Origin of the sequence: Enterococcus sp. DIV0236, from assembly GCF_050558525.1 — a bacterium.
Lineage (GTDB): Bacteria > Bacillota > Bacilli > Lactobacillales > Enterococcaceae > Enterococcus > Enterococcus faecalis.
The window spans coordinates 1,445,598-1,464,433 of the sequence record NZ_CP187891.1 but is presented as its reverse complement, the minus strand read 5'-3'; the positions used below and the strand labels follow the sequence as shown (position 1 = coordinate 1,464,433).

Annotated in this window: 15 protein-coding genes; 14 read left to right on the top strand and 1 reads right to left on the bottom strand. The window is 39.7% G+C overall.

Features of this window, described 5'->3' with window-relative positions:
- The first annotated feature begins 18 nt into the window (after nt 1-18).
- From pyrR to IGK27_RS07125, 12 genes are all read left to right on the top strand, one after another.
- Nucleotides 19-558, top strand: a complete 540-nt coding sequence (pyrR, locus tag IGK27_RS07180) for a bifunctional pyr operon transcriptional regulator/uracil phosphoribosyltransferase PyrR (RefSeq protein WP_301280621.1) — start codon at nt 19-21, stop codon at nt 556-558.
- Nucleotides 559-574: 16 nt separating this feature from the next.
- The gene (locus IGK27_RS07175; protein ID WP_002357410.1) at nt 575-1,855 is read left to right on the top strand and encodes a solute carrier family 23 protein; all 1,281 of its coding nucleotides are present in this window, start codon (nt 575-577) and stop codon (nt 1,853-1,855) included.
- A 13-nt stretch (nt 1,856-1,868) separates the two neighbouring features.
- On the top strand, nt 1,869-2,795 hold the full coding sequence (locus IGK27_RS07170; protein ID WP_002357411.1) for an aspartate carbamoyltransferase catalytic subunit: 927 nt from the start codon (nt 1,869-1,871) through the stop codon (nt 2,793-2,795).
- 8 nt (nt 2,796-2,803) lie between these two features.
- Entirely contained in the window at nt 2,804-4,087 is a 1,284-nt protein-coding gene (locus tag IGK27_RS07165; RefSeq protein ID WP_002364044.1) for a dihydroorotase, read from the top strand.
- A 2-nt stretch (nt 4,088-4,089) separates the two neighbouring features.
- Nucleotides 4,090-5,169, top strand: a complete 1,080-nt coding sequence (locus IGK27_RS07160; protein WP_002360175.1) for a carbamoyl phosphate synthase small subunit — start codon at nt 4,090-4,092, stop codon at nt 5,167-5,169.
- Complete coding sequence (carB, locus tag IGK27_RS07155) at nt 5,169-8,351, top strand: carbamoyl-phosphate synthase large subunit (protein ID WP_002371062.1); 3,183 nt, start codon at nt 5,169-5,171, stop codon at nt 8,349-8,351. The genes IGK27_RS07160 and carB overlap by 1 nt, the downstream gene beginning before the upstream one ends.
- A gap of 107 nt (nt 8,352-8,458) precedes the next feature.
- Nucleotides 8,459-9,250, top strand: a complete 792-nt coding sequence (locus tag IGK27_RS07150) for a dihydroorotate dehydrogenase electron transfer subunit (RefSeq protein ID WP_033626328.1) — start codon at nt 8,459-8,461, stop codon at nt 9,248-9,250.
- Entirely contained in the window at nt 9,247-10,185 is a 939-nt protein-coding gene (locus tag IGK27_RS07145; protein WP_033626327.1) for a dihydroorotate dehydrogenase, read from the top strand. Before IGK27_RS07150 ends, IGK27_RS07145 begins: the two co-directional genes overlap by 4 nt.
- Nucleotides 10,175-10,888 (top strand): orotidine-5'-phosphate decarboxylase, encoded by a 714-nt coding sequence (pyrF, locus tag IGK27_RS07140; RefSeq protein WP_033626326.1) that lies wholly within the window; start codon nt 10,175-10,177, stop codon nt 10,886-10,888. The genes IGK27_RS07145 and pyrF overlap by 11 nt, the downstream gene beginning before the upstream one ends.
- 1 nt (nt 10,889) lies before the next feature.
- On the top strand, nt 10,890-11,522 hold the full coding sequence (gene pyrE / locus IGK27_RS07135) for an orotate phosphoribosyltransferase (protein WP_002360179.1): 633 nt from the start codon (nt 10,890-10,892) through the stop codon (nt 11,520-11,522).
- A 182-nt stretch (nt 11,523-11,704) separates the two neighbouring features.
- Nucleotides 11,705-12,418: a carbonic anhydrase gene (locus IGK27_RS07130; RefSeq protein ID WP_002394492.1), complete on the top strand. Its 714-nt coding sequence runs from the start codon at nt 11,705-11,707 to the stop codon at nt 12,416-12,418.
- An 18-nt stretch (nt 12,419-12,436) separates the two neighbouring features.
- A complete protein-coding gene (locus IGK27_RS07125) occupies nt 12,437-13,366 on the top strand; it encodes a LysR family transcriptional regulator (RefSeq protein WP_002361904.1) in 930 nt (309 codons plus the stop codon).
- A gap of 188 nt (nt 13,367-13,554) precedes the next feature.
- Here IGK27_RS07125 and IGK27_RS07120 read toward each other — a convergent pair whose 3' ends face one another.
- Nucleotides 13,555-14,601: a GntR family transcriptional regulator gene (locus tag IGK27_RS07120; RefSeq protein ID WP_010820860.1), complete on the bottom strand. Its 1,047-nt coding sequence runs from the start codon at nt 14,599-14,601 to the stop codon at nt 13,555-13,557.
- A 156-nt stretch (nt 14,602-14,757) separates the two neighbouring features.
- On the opposite strand from IGK27_RS07120, the gene IGK27_RS07115 reads away from it, so the two are divergent.
- Both IGK27_RS07115 and IGK27_RS07110 read left to right on the top strand, forming a co-directional pair.
- Entirely contained in the window at nt 14,758-16,047 is a 1,290-nt protein-coding gene (locus IGK27_RS07115) for a glycoside hydrolase family 125 protein (RefSeq protein WP_002377286.1), read from the top strand.
- Between the two features lie 11 nt (nt 16,048-16,058).
- The gene (locus tag IGK27_RS07110; protein WP_002384461.1) at nt 16,059-18,749 is read left to right on the top strand and encodes an alpha-mannosidase; all 2,691 of its coding nucleotides are present in this window, start codon (nt 16,059-16,061) and stop codon (nt 18,747-18,749) included.
- Nucleotides 18,750-18,836: the final 87 nt, after the last annotated feature.

Here is an 18,836-nt window from a genome sequence, read left to right as displayed (position 1 = left end):
AGAAATGAGGAGGAAATTATTATGCCAAAGAAAGAAGTTGTTGACGCAGTCACAATGAAACGAGCGCTTACTCGAATCTCGTATGAAATTATTGAAAGAAACAAAGGAATTCAAGACATTGTTTTAGTAGGAATTAAAACGCGTGGGATATACATTGCACAACGTCTAGCCGAACGCTTAAAACAATTAGAAGATATTGACGTGCCAGTTGGTGAATTAGATATTACTTTGTATCGTGATGATGTGAAAGATATGGAGGAACCTGAATTACATTCTTCTGACGTACCAGTCTCAATTGAAGGTAAAGAAGTTATTTTAGTGGATGATGTCTTGTACACGGGCCGGACCATTCGTGCTGCGATGGACGCTGTTATGGATTTAGGTCGTCCAAGAAAAATCTCTTTAGCAGTCTTAGTAGATCGTGGGCATCGGGAACTACCGATTCGTGCCGATTATGTAGGGAAAAATATTCCAACATCAAAAACTGAGGAAATTATTGTGGAAATGGAAGAGCGTGACGGCGCAGATCGTATTATGATCAGTAAAGGAAACGAATAAAAAGGAGTGAACAACGTTGTCAGAAAAAGAATTTCGAAATGAGGATGCAGTCTTAGATATTAAAGACAGACCGCAAGCTTTTCACTGGGTTGGCCTAAGTTTACAACATTTATTTACGATGTTTGGTGCAACGGTTTTAGTACCAATCTTAGTAGGAATTGACCCAGGGATTGCGTTAGTCAGTTCAGGATTAGGAACAATGGTCTATCTGATTACTACAAAAGGAAAAATCCCCGCTTATCTTGGCAGTAGCTTTGCTTTTATTGCAGCGATGCAGATGTTAATGAAGAGTGATGGTTATCCAGCCATTGCCCAAGGTGCTATGACAACCGGCTTGGTATACCTAATCGTTTCATTAATCATTAAAAAAATTGGTTCCGACTGGTTGGATAAAATTTTACCGCCTATCGTTGTAGGACCTGTCGTGATGGTTATCGGTTTAGGCTTGGCAGCTAATGCCGCAAATAACGCAATGTATAACAACAACGTTTATGATTTTAAATATATTGCCGTAGCCTTAATTACTTTAGGCTTAACCATTTTTTACAACATGTTTTTCAAAGGCTTCCTAGGATTAATTCCAATTCTTTTGGGAATTGTCAGTGGGTACCTAGTCGCTTTAGCTTTCGGAATTATTGACTTAACCCCTATTAAAGAAGCTGCTTGGTTTGCTTTACCGAATTTTGAAGTACCTTTTGTTCAATATGAACCGAAATTGTATTTAAATGCCATTACAACAATGGCACCAATTGCTTTTGTAACAATGACAGAACATATTGGTCATTTAATGGTCTTGAATAAATTAACCAAGCGCAACTTTTTCCAAGACCCAGGCTTATCTAAAACTTTAATGGGAGATGGCTTAGCGCAAATTGTAGCAGGTTTTGTTGGTGGACCGCCAGTTACAAGTTATGGTGAAAATATCGGCGTGCTGGCAATTACAAGAGTACACAGTGTCTTCGTGATTGGTGGAGCCGCGGTGTTCGCTGTAGCTTTAGGCTTTGTTGGGAAATTAAGTGCCTTGATTCTAAGTATCCCAGGACCAGTTATTTCAGGAATTAGTTTCGTCTTGTTCGGTGTGATTGCCGCAAGTGGTTTGAAAATCTTAATCGATAATAAGATTAATTTTGATAAGAAAAAGAATTTATTGATTGCTTCAGTAATTTTAGTCATCGGCATTGGTGGCTTAGTCTTCAAAGTAGGAACCTTTGAATTGTCTTCAATGGCATTAGCAACCGTCTTAGGAATTGTTTTGAATTTAATTTTACCGGAAAACGCACGTAGCGAAGAACAGTAGGAGGACTGGACGAATGATTATTACATCTGAACGAATTAGTTTAAAACATCTTTTAACTGCAGAGGCTTTAACCGACCGTGAAGTCATGGGGTTAATCCGTCGCGCAGGAGAATTTAAACAGGGGGCAAAATGGCACCCAGAAGAACGTCAATATTTTGCAACAAACTTGTTTTTTGAAAATAGTACTCGAACACATAAAAGTTTTGAGGTAGCTGAGAAAAAATTAGGCTTAGAAGTGATTGAGTTTGAAGCAAGTAGAAGTTCTGTTCAAAAAGGAGAAACGTTATACGACACAGTACTAACGATGTCGGCAATTGGTGTAGATGTAGCAGTCATTCGTCATGGTAAAGAAAATTATTACGATGAATTGATTCAAAGTAAAACGATTCAATGTTCTATTATTAACGGTGGGGACGGGAGTGGACAACACCCTACACAATGTTTATTGGATCTGATGACCATTTATGAAGAATTTGGTGGATTTGAAGGCTTGAAAGTGGCGATTGTGGGAGATATTACACATTCTCGCGTTGCTAAATCAAATATGCAGTTATTAAACCGTTTAGGCGCTGAAATTTATTTTTCAGGTCCAGAAGAGTGGTACGATCATCAGTTTGATGTCTATGGACAATATGTGCCATTAGATGAAATTGTTGAAAAAGTCGATGTGATGATGTTGCTTCGCGTGCAGCACGAACGTCATGATGGTAAGGAAAGTTTTTCAAAAGAAGGCTATCATTTGGAATATGGTTTAACCAACGAACGGGCAACTCGTTTACAGAAACACGCAATTATTATGCATCCAGCGCCAGTCAATCGGGATGTTGAACTGGCAGATGAATTAGTGGAAAGTCTGCAATCAAGAATCGTCGCGCAAATGAGTAACGGAGTCTTTATGCGCATGGCAATTTTAGAAGCAATTTTACATGGAAAGGCCTAGGTGGAGAAATGAAGACGTTAATTAAGAATGGAAAAATCATCAAAAAAGAGAATCAATTGATTGAGGCAGCACTTTGGCTAGAAAATGGTGTGATTCACGCAATCGGAGAATCGTTTGACGAAGCAGATTTTGAGCAAGTGTTTGATGCGAAAGGGCAACTAATCACGCCAGGCTTGGTGGATGTGCATGTTCACTTTAGAGAACCAGGCTTTACGTATAAAGAAACGATTAAAACGGGTAGTAAAGCTGCTGCTCGCGGTGGTTTTACTACGGTTTGCGCAATGCCCAATTTGAATCCAGTACCAGATACGGCTGAAAAATTAAGTGAGGTTTACGACTTAATTCAAAAAGATGCAGTCGTGAAAGTTTTACAATATGCCCCCATTACAGAAGAGCTACGGAGTGAAGTTTTAACCAATCAGAAGGCCTTAAAAGAAGCGGGCGCCTTTGCATTTACGAATGATGGTGTTGGTGTCCAAACGGCAGGAACGATGTACTTAGCCATGAAAGAAGCGGCTGCATTAAATATGGCGCTTGTTGCGCACACGGAAGATGAATCTTTATTATTTGGTGGTGTGATGCATGAAGGAGAAGTTTCTAAGAAATTAGGCCTACCAGGGATTTTAAGTGCAACGGAAGCTTCACAAATTGCTCGGGATATTACTTTAGCAAAAGAAACAGGCGTTCATTATCATGTTTGTCATGTTTCAACAGAAGAAAGCGTGCGCGTTATTCGAGATGCTAAAAAAGCAGGGATTCACGTAACAGCCGAAGTTTCGCCACACCATTTAATTTTAGTCGATGAGGATATTCCTGGTGACGAAGGGTTTTGGAAAATGAACCCGCCATTACGTGGTTTAGCAGATCGACAAGCATTGATTGACGGCTTGTTAGATGGCACGATTGACTGTATTGCTACCGACCATGCGCCCCATGGTTTAGAAGAAAAACAACAATCATTTTTAAACGCACCTTTTGGTATTGTCGGTAGTGAAACGGCCTTCCAATTGATTTATACGAACTTTGTCGAAACAGGCATTTTCACATTAGAACAAGTGATTGATTGGATGGCAGTGAAACCGGCAGAAATTTTTGGATTAAACGCAGGAACACTAACAATTGGTGCACCAGCAGATATTGCAGTTTTTGACTTAGCAACAGCTGCACCAATTGATGCAGAAGCATTTGAATCAATGGCTGTCAATACACCATTTACAGGGTGGACAGTCAAAGGAAAGACACTTATGACATTTGTTGACGGAGCATTAGCTTGGTCGGAGGAGGCGCAGTAGGTTTGAAAAGGTTATTGATTTTAGAAGACGGAACAGTATTTGAAGGAAAAGCGTTTGGTGCAGAAGGCAATGTAGTAGGAGAAGTTGTTTTTACTACTGGCATGACAGGTTACCAAGAAGCAATTACTGACCAAAGTTTTAATGGACAAATGATTACTTTTACGTATCCATTAGTTGGAAATTACGGGGTCAACCGAGATGATTATGAATCCATTGCGCCAACCTGTAAAGGTGTCATTGTTAAAGAGCATGCGCGGGTTGCTTCAAATTGGCGTCAACAAATGACCTTGGATGAATTTTTAAAGCGCAAAGGGATTCCGGGAATTTCAGGAATTGATACCCGTGCGCTGACTCGTAAGTTACGATCAGCTGGAACAATGAAAGGGAGCATCATTGATGCCGTGGATGATTTGCCGCATGCGTTTGATCAATTAAAAGCGACAGTCATGCCGAAAAATCAAGTGGCACAAGTCTCCACCACTAAGCCTTATCCGAGTCCAGGTATTGGGCGTAATGTGGTCGTCGTTGATTTCGGGTTGAAACATAGTATTTTGCGAGAATTATCAAAACGGCAATGCAACTTAACCGTGTTGCCTTATAATACAACGGCCGAAGAGATTTTAGAATTAAGTCCCGATGGTGTCATGTTGACAAATGGGCCTGGAGATCCCAAAGATGTGCCTGAAGCTATTGAAATGATTCAAGCAATCCAAGGAAAAGTTCCAATTTTCGGCATCTGCTTAGGTCATCAGTTATTTTCATTAGCAAATGGTGCGGATACGTATAAGATGAAGTTTGGACATCGCGGTTTGAATCATCCTGTACGAGAAATCGCAACAGGACGCATTGATTTCACTTCACAAAATCACGGATATGCCGTAGATGAAGCAACAATTGATCCAGAAAAATTACTTGTGACCCACGTGGAAGTCAATGATGGAACGGTTGAAGGCGTGCGTCATCGAGATTATCCAGCTTTTACTGTGCAATATCACCCAGATGCGGCTCCAGGACCGCACGATGGTCTTCATTTATTTGACGAATTTATGGAATTAATGGATGCATGGAAGGAGCAAAACTAATGCCAAAACGAACGGACATCAAGAAAATCATGGTGATTGGTTCAGGACCAATCATTATTGGACAAGCAGCAGAATTTGACTATGCAGGCACACAAGCCTGTTTAGCGCTAAAAGAAGAAGGGTATGAAGTTGTCTTAGTAAACTCAAATCCAGCGACTATCATGACCGATAAGGAAATCGCGGATCATGTTTATATCGAACCGATTACTTTAGAATTTGTTTCAAGAATTTTGCGAAAAGAACGTCCTGATGCTCTTCTACCAACATTAGGTGGTCAAACTGGATTAAATATGGCGATGGAATTATCGGAATCAGGAATTTTAGATGAGCTAAATGTAGAATTGCTAGGAACAAAGCTCAGTGCGATTGACCAAGCGGAAGACCGTGATTTATTTAAACAATTGATGGAAGAATTAGAACAACCGATTCCAGAAAGTGAAATTGTCAATACGGTGGAACAAGCCGTGGCTTTTGCCAAACGAATTGGCTATCCAATTATCGTTCGTCCCGCATTTACTTTAGGTGGAACAGGCGGCGGCATGTGTGATACAGAAGAAGAACTCCGTCAGATTGCCGAAAACGGTCTGAAATTATCACCAGTTACACAATGTTTAATTGAAAAAAGTATTGCTGGTTTTAAAGAAATTGAATATGAAGTGATGCGTGATTCGGTTGATAATGCGATTGTGGTTTGTAACATGGAAAACTTTGATCCTGTCGGCATTCACACTGGGGATTCGATTGTTTTTGCTCCGAGTCAAACCTTATCAGATTATGAATACCAAATGTTACGAGATGCGTCCTTGAAAATTATTCGTGCATTAAAAATTGAAGGTGGCTGTAATGTTCAATTAGCTTTGGACCCGCATAGCTTTAATTATTATGTGATTGAAGTGAATCCTCGTGTTTCTCGCTCATCTGCACTTGCTAGTAAAGCCACAGGGTATCCCATTGCGAAGTTAGCCGCAAAAATTGCTGTTGGTTTAACATTAGATGAAATGAAAAATCCAGTTACTGGAACCACTTATGCCGAATTTGAACCGGCTTTGGACTATGTTGTTTCCAAAATTCCTCGTTGGCCTTTTGACAAATTTGAAAAAGGTGCTCGAGAACTAGGAACGCAAATGAAAGCAACCGGGGAAGTCATGGCAATTGGCCGCAATATTGAAGAATCCTTATTAAAAGCAGTTCGTTCTTTAGAAATTGGTGCTTATCACAACGAGTTAGAAGAACTAAGTCATGTCAGTGATTTAGAATTAACGAAGAAAATGGTCCATGCGCAAGATGATCGATTGTTCTACTTATCAGAAGCCATTCGCAGAGGATATAGCATCGAAGAATTACAAAGTTTAACGAAAATTGATTTATTCTTCTTGGATAAACTTTTACACATTATCGAAATTGAAACAGCCCTTGAAAGTCACGTGGACAACGTAGCTGTTTTGAAAGAAGCCAAACAAAATGGTTTTTCTGATCGGAAAATCGCAGCACTTTGGGGACAAACAGAACAAGCCATCGCTGACTTCCGCAGAGCCAATCAAATTGTGCCCGTCTATAAAATGGTGGATACGTGTGCTGCAGAGTTTGAATCACACACGCCTTATTTTTATAGCACGTATGAAGTGGAAAACGAAAGCAATGTTTCGAAAAAGCCTTCTGTACTAGTATTAGGTTCTGGTCCCATTCGCATTGGTCAAGGGGTCGAGTTTGATTATGCAACGGTTCATTCTGTCAAAGCAATCCAAGCGGCTGGTTATGAAGCAATTATTATGAATAGTAATCCTGAAACAGTTTCAACAGATTTCTCTGTTTCTGATAAATTATACTTTGAGCCATTAACTTTAGAAGACGTCATGAATGTGATTGATTTAGAAAATCCGATTGGCGTGATCGTCCAATTTGGTGGACAAACAGCGATTAATTTAGCTGAGCCGCTCACAAAACAAGGCGTTAAAATTCTTGGAACAACGATTGAAGATTTAGATCGTGCGGAAAATCGTGATTTATTTGAACAAGCTTTGCAAGAGTTAGCGATTCCTCAACCACCAGGAGATACGGCCACAAGTGCAGAAGAAGCAGTCGTGATTGCTGATCGTATCGGCTATCCCGTTTTAGTGCGTCCAAGTTATGTTTTAGGTGGTCGTGCAATGGAAATTGTCGAAAATCAAAAGGATTTGGAAGATTATATGCGACATGCAGTCAAAGCTTCTCCAGAACATCCTGTCTTGGTTGATAGCTATTTATTGGGACAAGAATGTGAAGTTGATGCCATTTGTGATGGTGAAACAGTACTAATTCCAGGGATTATGGAACATATTGAACGAGCTGGCGTGCATTCTGGTGATTCAATGGCGGTTTATCCACCGCAGTATCTTTCTCAAGAAATTCAAGCAACGATTGCCGACTATACAAAAAAACTGGCACTTGGTTTAAACTGTGTAGGCATGATGAATATTCAATTTGTTATTCATGAAAATCGTGTTTATGTGATTGAAGTGAATCCTCGTGCGAGTCGAACAGTTCCTTTCTTAAGTAAAATCACAGGGATTCCGATGGCCCAAGTTGCTACAAAAGCGATTCTTGGTGAGAAACTGACTGACCTAGGATATCAAGATGGGTTATACCCTGAAAGCAAACAAGTTCATGTGAAAGCCCCTGTATTCTCCTTTACGAAACTACAAAAAGTAGATACATACTTAGGGCCTGAAATGAAATCAACTGGGGAAGTGATGGGTAGTGATTATTATTTAGAAAAAGCCTTGTATAAAGCCTTTGAAGCATCTGGCTTGCATTTGCCAAGTTATGGGGCTGTACTTTTCACCATTGCTGATGAAACAAAAGAAGAGGCGTTAGAAATTGCTAAGCGTTTTTCAGCAATTGGCTATAGTTTAGTCGCAACGGAAGGAACCGCTGACTTTTTAGCGAAGCATCAGTTGCCTGTTAAGAAAGTGACGAAAATTTCTAATCCTGAAGGGGAAACCGTGCTGGATGTCATTCGCAATGGGAATGCGCAAGTGGTAATCAATACCATGGATAAAAATCGTTCCAGTGCCAACCAAGATGGGTTTTCAATCCGTCGGGAAGCAGTCGAACATGGGATTCCGTTGTTTACCTCACTTGACACAGCGAATGCGATTTTAAAAGTTTTAGAATCAAGAGCCTTTACGACAGAAGCCATTTAAGCAAAAATCTGGAACAATCGTCTGAGGAGGACTGTTCCAGATTCTTTTACGAAGAAATAGAAAATCATTTATAGGGGAATCAGAGAATAAAGGAGTGAAGGATACTGATGCAGAGAAAGCAAGAAATGATGACCATTGTAGCTCAAAAACAGTTAGCGCCACGGATTTATCAGTTAGACTTACAAGGCGAGTTAGTGAAAGAGATGACACGACCTGGACAGTTTGTGCATATCAAGGTTCCGCGTGCAGATTTACTTTTGCGGCGACCGATTAGCATCAACCAAATTGATCATTCGAATGAAACCTGTCGTTTGATTTATCGAGTCGAAGGCGCTGGAACGGAAGTGTTTGCTGCCATGAAGGCTGGTGAACAATTAGATATTTTAGGTCCTTTAGGAAACGGCTTTGATATAACTACCGTAGCAGCTGGTCAAACTGCTTTTATCGTTGGTGGAGGAATCGGGATTCCCCCATTGTATGAATTATCAAAACAACTCAATGAAAAAGGCGTGAAAGTGATTCATTTTCTTGGTTATGCATCAAAAGAGGTTGCTTATTACCAACAAGAATTTATGGCATTAGGAGAAACACATTTTGCCACAGATGACGGCTCGTTTGGCGCTCATGGCAACGTGGGCCGTTTATTGTCAGAAGCGTTAGCAAAAGGACGAATCCCTGATGCAGTGTATGCTTGTGGTGCGAATGATATGTTAAAAGCAATTGATTCTTTATTTCCAACACATCCACACGTTTACCTTTCTTTAGAAGAACGGATGGCCTGTGGAATTGGGGCTTGCTATGCCTGCGTTTGCCATAAAAAAGGAGACACTACTGGAGCAAAAAGTGTCAAGGTCTGTGATGAAGGTCCGATTTTTAAAGCAAGTGAGGTTATCTTATGATGAAAAATCCTTTAGCCGTTTCAATTCCAGGTTTAACATTAAAAAATCCAATTATTCCCGCCAGTGGTTGCTTTGGGTTCGGGGAAGAATATGCTAACTATTATGACCTTGATCAATTAGGTTCAATTATGATTAAGGCAACAACGCCCCAAGCACGATATGGAAATCCCACACCACGTGTAGCTGAAACACCTAGTGGTATGCTAAATGCCATTGGATTGCAGAATCCAGGCTTAGACGTGGTTATGCAAGAAAAATTACCAAAATTAGAAAAATACCCTAACTTACCGATTATCGCAAATGTTGCAGGTGCTTGCGAAGAGGACTATGTGGCTGTTTGCGCAAAAATTGGGCAAGCGCCTAACGTCAAGGCAATTGAACTGAATATTTCCTGTCCTAATGTGAAACATGGCGGCATAGCTTTTGGTACAGATCCAGACATTGCTTTTCAATTAACACAAGCAGTCAAAAAAGTCGCCTCTGTTCCGATTTATGTTAAACTATCACCAAACGTAACGGACATTGTGCCGATCGCCCAAGCAATTGAAGCAGGGGGCGCAGACGGTTTTTCTATGATTAATACATTGCTAGGGATGCGCATTGATTTAAAAACGAGAAAACCTATTTTAGCCAATCAAACTGGTGGACTATCTGGCCCAGCCATTAAACCTGTTGCTATTCGCTTAATCCGACAAGTCGCCAGTGTTTCTCAGTTGCCAATTATTGGAATGGGCGGTGTTCAAACAGTGGACGATGTCTTGGAAATGTTCATGGCAGGTGCTAGCGCTGTCGGGGTTGGTACGGCCAACTTTACAGATCCATACATTTGTCCGAAGTTGATTGACGGATTACCTAAGCGAATGGAAGAGTTAGGCATTGAATCGTTGGAACAATTAATTAAAGAAGTGAGAGAGGGGCAGCAAAATGAACGATAGACCAATTATTGCGTTAGATTTTCCCACGCAAAAAGAAGTGGCTGTTTTTTTAGAAAAATTTCCTAAGGAAGAAGCCTTGTTTGTTAAAGTGGGGATGGAACTTTTTTACGCAGAAGGACCAGCGATTGTTCGCTGGCTTAAAGAACAAGGGCACGATGTTTTCTTGGATTTAAAATTACATGATATTCCGAATACTGTGGAAAAAGCGATGACAAATTTAGCAAAATTAGGCGTTGCCATTACCAATGTCCATGCAGCAGGGGGCGTTCGAATGATGCAAGCAGCTAAGGAAGGTCTAATCAAAGGGACTCAGCCAGGCGCTAAGGTTCCTGAGTTAATTGCTGTAACCCAGTTGACTTCTACTAGTGAAGAAGAGATGCACCATGATCAATTAATCAACGTTCCTTTAGAGACAAGTGTCATTCATTATGCTAAATGTGCGGAAAAAGCGGGTCTGGATGGCGTGGTTTGTTCAGCATTAGAAGCACGTGGTATTCAAGAAGCAACCAAGCAGACGTTTATTTGCTTAACACCTGGTATTCGCCCAGCGGGAAGTGCGGTAGGTGACCAACAACGGGTCGTTACGCCGCAACATGCTCGCGAAATCGGGTCCACATATATCGTTGTTGGCCGACCTATTACCCAAGCAGAAAATCCTTATGAAGCCTATCAAGAAATCAAAAAAGACTGGAGCGGAAAATAACATGACAAAAGTAGCAAAAAAGATTGCCAAAGATTTATTAGAGATTGAAGCGGTATTTTTAAACCCTAATGAGCCGTTTACCTGGGCTAGTGGCATAAAAAGCCCGATTTATTGTGATAACCGTATCACGATGAGTTATCCTGCTGTGCGTAAAGAAATTGCAGAAGGCTTAGCGGCAAAAATTAAAGAGACTTTCCCAGAAGTCGAAGTGATTGCTGGGACGGCTACCGCAGGGATTCCACATGCAGCATGGGTAGCCGATATTTTAGGATTACCAATGGTTTATATCCGCAGTAAAGCCAAAGATCACGGCAAAGGGAATCAAATTGAAGGCCGAATTTCTGAAGGACAAAAAATGGTAGTTATCGAGGATTTAATTTCAACAGGCGGTAGCGTGTTAGAAGCGGCAGAAGCGGCGGAACGTGAAGGAGCAACGGTTTTAGGCGTTGCGGCAATCTTCACTTATGAGTTACCCAAAGGAACGGCAAATTTTGCAGATAAACAGATGACGTTACTAACGTTAACCAATTATTCAACTTTAATTGATGCTGCATTAGAAGCAAATTATATCGAAGAAAAAGATGTTACCTTATTACAAGAATGGAAAAAAGATCCTGAAAACTGGGGCAAATAACCGTTGAACTAAAGATGGTTCTTGTCGTCTGATTTTTAGTGTCATTTTCAGTAACCAGATTTAACGGTAGGAGAACTTAGGTCATTTGCCGAGGAGCGTAATGATCTAAGTTCTTTTGTTTGACGTAGAAAAGATGTTAGGATAGAGTTTTAACATGAGTTTTACCTGATTACTATGTGGAAATGAAGGAAGAGTGTATGAAAAAAATAAAAAATATGGACGTTGAATGGAGCTATACAGGCAACGATGGACCGGAACATTGGCATACGCTATGTGACTGGTTTGCAGAAGGTGCTAAGTTTGCTTATCAATCGCCAATTGCTTTAGAAAAAGAAAGTGCTGAGACAATAAATTCTCAGATTACGTTTCATTATAAAAAAGAAGAATTCACTGAAAAGGAATTCAAAAATACGTTTCATTTTGTACCACCAAATACGGAAAGTTACGTAATGTTTGAAAATGTTGCGTATCATTTAACCGATATCCATTTTCATATGCCTAGCGAACATTTGCTATCGGGAAAGCAGTATCCGCTAGAATTCCATTTGGTTCATATGAACGATGCTGGCGAAAATTTAGTTGTCGGTTGCCTGTTTACCATTACTGAGGAAGAAAATCGTTTTTCAGAAGCGAATCATCCGATGGACTGGGAAAACGGCACGCACCAACAATGGTTTAATCCGTCAATCTTTTTACCAGAGGAACGTCTACACTACCATTATGTAGGCTCGTTAACAACACCGCCAACTAAGGGTCCAGTGAAATGGTTTGTATTTGATACCATTCAAAAAATGGATCAAGCCTTTTTAAATAAGATCAAGGAAGGTATGTTGGCCTTTAACAATCGGCCCCTTCAGCCGTTGAATGGGCGTAAGATTTATTTTTCAAATGATTAGTGTGTGGAGGAAAAAGTGTTGAATATTCAACAAATGAAGTATGTTGCTGCCATAGCTAACAATGGGAGTTTTCGGGAAGCAGCCAAAAAACTATTTATTACACAACCTAGCTTGTCAAATAGTATTCGAGAATTAGAAGAAGAACTAGGTATTTCCCTCTTTTTACGTACCAATAAGGGCGCTTTTTTAACAGAAGAAGGAATGGTTTTTTTAGAACAAGCAGAGAAAGTCTTAGTTCAAATGGAGTTATTGGAAAATCGCTATCGCGAGACAGTGACCAGCGAACGATTCTCCATCTCTTCGCAACATTACGATTTTTTAGGTGAGGTAATTGCCAAAGTTCTTAAAAAGTATGGGGATCAATATAAAGATTTTCGTGTCTTTGAAACCACAACCTTAAAAGTAATTGAAGACGTCAAAGGATTTCACAGTGAGTTGGGGATTATTTATTTAAATGAACAAAATAGTGTCAGTATTGAACGGTATTTAGAACAAGCTAATCTAGCCTACGAGGTAATTAGTACCTTTAATACACACATTTTTTTAGGTAATCATCATCCTTTAGCCAAGCAAAAAGAAATTCATTTAGAGGAATTAGTTCCCTATCCACAAGTTCGCTTTAATCAAGAAGGAAGCAATTTTTCCTATTTTTCTGAAGATTTAGTTGAAATTCCTGAACAGGAATCGGTCATTCATACTACGGATCGTGGAACCTTGATGAATTTGTTGGTAGAAACCAATGCTTATGCTTCTGGTTCAGGTGTCGTAACGGGTTTTACGAAGAAAGAAATTCGGTTAGTGCCATTGGCGCCAGCTTTGGAAAATCGTATTTGTTTACTCTTTCCCAAAAATCGGGAAATCAGTCCAATTGGTCGCTACTTTATCAAAGAATTAAAAGCGTTGTTTAAAAAAGAGGTAGATACCAAAACGTTTAGCACTAAGGAATAAAAAGAAGAGGTCGGGACAGAAGTGTTTAACTCCGAGAAATAAGAAGGAATTTCCGAAAATTGTTCTATAATTTTTGGAGAATTTCGGCTTATTTCCGAAGGAGTTGCTTCTGTTCCCGCCGTTTATTAGTTTTTGAGCGTGGAGCAAAAATCCAAAGTGATTTTTGTCCCACGCTCTTCTTTTTTTGCTCATTTTGAAACAGTAGCAATGGTTTCTCTTTCAATTAATGTGACAGGCACTTGAATGTCTTCTATGATTTGAAGGTCTTGTTGCATCGTTTGTAATAACACTTCACCAGCTAGTTTTCCCATTTCTTTAAAGTCTTGCGCCATGGTTGTTAATGGCGGTTCGACAAATGCTGCTGCTTGAATATCGTCAAAACCAATAATCGATAATTCTTCTGGCACATGAATACCTAGGTTTTTACAGTTTCGTAAACAATGTAATGCGCTGAAGTCATTATCGCAGACCACGGCTGTGAGTTGGTGTGCCTCAAAATACTGTTTAAAGTTGTGTTCATCTAAGAGATTGGTTTCCGTGATTGCTGTATGGAACGCCAGATTGGCTTCTTTTAAAGCTTGGAGATAACCTAAATAACGTTGCCGAACGGATTGTAGGGCCGGACTTCCTGAAAGGATATATCCAATTTTCGTATGTCCTAAGCCAATTAAGCGTTCGGTTGCTGTTTTACCACCAGCAAAGTTGTCTGATTGAATGGTTGCAAAAGGCAAATCATGGATCTTTTTATCCAAGACAACGACTGGAAAATTCATCAAAGCCAACTCGAACAGTAAGTCGAGATAGTCATTACTAGTAGCAGCATAATAGACAAGCCCGGCAAACTCATTCACAATGTCCGCAGCATTTTTCTCTCTCAAAAAATTAGGCGAGGTCATAAAGACTTCTAAACCAGCTGCTTGAATAGTAGGGGCCAAACCGCTATAGAAATTTCCTACTGATAAATCGTCTGCAAAAGGCAATAAAAAAAGAACTTTATTTAAAGAGGTATGGAGAGGGTGCTTTGGTGCTTGAACAAAACTTCCTTTTCCTTGGTGACGTTGGATTACGCCTTGCGTTTCCAACTCAGTTAGCGCTCGTTTGGACGTAATTCTACTGACGTTAAACTGAGCCGATAATTCTTTTTCGGTAGGCACTTGCGCTCCAACAGGCAATCGCCCTGAATCAATTTCATTTTGTAAATAATCAATAATTTGTTGATATAATGGTTGCTTCATTCATTTCACCTCACAATAAGATATATCTTATTTATAGTTTACCATAAATTAATTGGTTTTAAAATGAAAAAAATGATTGAAATCACTAGACAAAGTGAAATGTAAACGCTATAATTCAATTGTGAAATGATATATCAAATTTAAGAGGTGACGAGAATGGTTTATACAGAAGTTCCAAAATCCGTAGCAACATTTATGGAGAAAATTACAGAAAAATGCGGTGAAGCACATCAAGATTGGGCAAAAAACTTTCAGGCGGCCTTTGCCAATACTTTACTAACAACAGTGAAACGTCAAGAAGATGGTACTACCTTTTTATTAACAGGCGATATTCCAGCAATGTGGTTAAGAGACTCAACAGCGCAAGTTCGTCCCTATTTAGTGATTGCGAAAGAAGACGAAGATCTTGCTCAAATGATTGCTGGGTTGGTTAAGCGCCAGTTTCGTTATATTTGCATTGATCCTTATGCCAATGCGTTTAATGAAACAGATAATCATGCAGGCCATCAAACTGATAAGACAGAAATGAATGGCTGGATTTGGGAACGGAAATATGAAATTGATTCATTATGTTACCCGGTCCAATTAGCCTATTTACTTTATAAAAATACTGGGATGACCGAACAATTTAATTCAGATTTTGTGGAAGGCGTCAAAAAAATTCTCAACGTTTTCACAACAGAACAAGATCACGCACAGTCACCTTATTTATTTGAACGAGATACGTGGCGTCAAGAAGATACGTTGGTTGAAGCAGGGAAAGGAACACCAGTTGGCAAAACAGGGATGACATGGTCAGGCTTCCGTCCTAGTGATGATGCCTGCCAATATGGTTACTTAGTTCCTTCTAATATGTTTGCAGTCGTAATTTTAGGCTATATTCAAGAAATTTTCTCTGATGTTTTAGAAGATGCTACGATTGTGGCGATTGCTAAAAAATTACAAGAAGAGATTGAAGAAGGCATCCAAACATTTGGACGAACAAAAAATCAAAATAACGAAACGATTTACGCGTATGAAGTGGATGGCTTAGGCAATGCAAGCGTGATGGATGACAGTAATGTTCCCAATTTAGTAGCAGCCCCTTATCTGGGTTATTGTTCAACAGAGGATGAACAATATTTAACAACCCGTCAAACCTTATTAAGTAAAGAAAATCCTTACTTCTATGAAGGTAAATACGCGAAAGGGATTGGTAGCTCGCATACACCAGAAAATTACGTGTGGCCGATTGCTTTAGCAATGGAAGGAATGACAACCAAAGATAAAGCAGAAAAAGAACGGATTTTAGATTTATTAGTTGCCACAGATGCGGGGACTCATTTGATGCATGAAGGTTTTGACGTAGATAATCCTGAAAATTATACAAGAGAATGGTTTTCATGGGCTAATATGATGTTTTGTGAATTAGTTATGGATTATTTTGACATCCGAGTGGAAAAATAGGAGGAAAAGTGATGACAAAGAAAAAAGTCTATATTGTTTCCCATAGTCATTGGGATCGTGAATGGTATCTTCCTTATGAAGAACATCATATGCGCTTAATTGAATTAGTGGATAATGTATTAGATTTAATTGAAAATGATCCAGAGTTTAACAGTTTCCATTTAGATGGACAAACGATTATCTTAGACGACTATTTACAAGTTCGCCCAGAGAAAAAAGAAGCCGTGAAAAAAGCTGTCCAAGCAGGCAAACTAAAAATCGGACCATTTTATATTTTACAAGATGACTTTTTAATTAGCTCTGAATCCAATGTTCGAAACATGCTGATTGGGCATTTAGAAAGTCAAAAATGGGGAGCACCAGTTCAATTAGGTTACTTCCCGGATACATTTGGTAACATGGGTCAAACGCCTCAAATGATGCAATTAGCAAATCTGCCTGCGGCTGCCTTTGGACGCGGGGTGAAACCGATTGGCTTTGATAATCAAGTCTTAGAAAGCGACTATAGCTCACAATATTCTGAAATGTGGTGGGAAGGTCCGGACCAAACCAAAATTTTCGGCTTGCTTTTTGCAAACTGGTATAGTAACGGGAACGAAATTCCTTCAGAAAAAGAAGCGGCAATCGCTTTTTGGAAACAAAAATTGGCTGATGTGGAACGTTACGCTTCCACAAACCATTTATTAATGATGAATGGGGTCGACCACCAACCGGTACAAAGAGATATTACTAAGGCCATCGCTTTAGCCAATGAACTATTCCCAGAATATGAATTTATTCATTCCAATTTCGATGACTATTTGAAAGCTGTTCAAGAGGAGTTACCAGAAGATTTAGGAACAGTAACAGGCGAATTAACGAGTCAAGAAACGGACGGCTGGTACACATTAGCCAATACTTCTTCTGCTCGCGTCTATTTAAAACAGTGGAACACAAAAGTCCAACGCCAATTAGAAAATATCGCAGAACCTTTAGCAGCGATGGCTTACGAAGTAACTGGCGACTACCCACATGACCAATTTGATTATGCTTGGAAAACATTGCTTCAAAACCATCCGCACGATAGTATTTGTGGCTGTTCTGTCGACGAGGTTCACCGAGGCATGATGACTCGCTTTGAAAATGCCAATGATGTCGGGCATTTCTTAGCAGATGAAGCAACACGACAATTAACAGAAGCAATTGATACAAGTGTTTTCCCAGAAAAAGCGCACCCGTTTGTTTTATTTAATACTAGTGGCTATCAGAAAACGGAGGTTGTCACTGTGGAAGTGGAGATTGAACGATTGCCATTTTATACAGGAAAACCTGAAGATCTTTATCATGAATTAAAACAAAAAGCCACCCCAGATTATCAAGTGATTGATCCAACTGGAAAAGCCGTTGCAAGCCGTATTGTCAAAGAAGATGTTCGTTTTGGTTACGATTTACCTAAAGATGCTTTCCGTCAACCGTACATGGCTAAATACTTAACGGTCGAATTATCTGTCAAAGAAATGGCGCCATTCTCTTGGGATAGCTTTGCATTGATTCAAGGAAAAACGAAAGCTTTTGAAGGAAGTCTTTTGGCTCAACCAGCAACAAATGAAATGGAAAACGAATTTATTCAAGTGAAAATTGAAAACAATGGTAGCTTAACCATTGCTGACAAAAAAACAGGAGAAACATTTTCAAAATTGTTAACATTTGAAGATACTGGCGACATTGGGAATGAATATATCTTTTTCAAACCGACCGAAGACCAAGGAATTACAACCGAAAATGTAACGGCTGAAATTACGAATAAAGAAAATTCCCCTGTAAAAGCAAGTTATCAAATTAAACAAACCGTCATGTTACCAGTTTCAGCAGATGAACGATTAGAAGAAGAACAAAAGGCTGTTCGTGAGTTTAGAGAACGCCAAGCACAACGTTCAACGACGCTTCGCCCGTTCGAAATAACGACAGTGGTTACAATGATCAAAGAAAGTAACCAATTATTCTTTGAAACAACCATTAATAATCAAATCAAAGATCATCGTTTACGCGTGCTTTTCCCAACTGGCATGGTCACAGAAACACACGAAGCGGATAGTATTTATGAAGTCGTGACACGACCAAATCAAGTAAGCGACGCATGGGAAAATCCAACAAACCCGCAGCACCAACAAGCGTTTGTGAATGTTCATGACCAAAATAAAGGCGTGACTATCTTCAATGAAGGCTTAAATGAGTATGAAGTATTGGCAGATGGAACCATTGCGGTCACATTAATTCGTTGTGTTGGCGAACTAGGTGATTGGGGCTATTTTGCGACACCAGAAGCACAATGCCAAGGAGAATATACCTTTAAATATGGTTTGTCATTGCATGGAAAACCAGAAGAACGCTTTGCTACGTATCAACAAGCCTATAGTGCACAAATTCCTTTTACTGCAGCTACTACTACGCGTCATGAAGGTAAACTAGCACCGAACCATGTCTATTTGACAACGGCAGAAGGACCAATTGGTTGGACAGCCGTTAAACGTCAAGAGCAAACAAATCATTTAGTCGTTCGTGGCTTTAATCTAACAGCGCAAAATATTCCTTGTGAACTTCACAAAGAGACACAACCAGCGACTTGTTTAACAAATGTATTAGAAGAACCGTTGACACCAGCGATAGAAGTTGATGCACCATTACGTCCGTTTGAAATTCGGACATGGCGTTTCGAAAAATAAATAAATAGGAGAACTTTGTTGAAAAGGACAAAGTTCTCCTATTTTCTTCTCTGTCGTTTTTTTGAGATATTTATAATAAAAATCTAG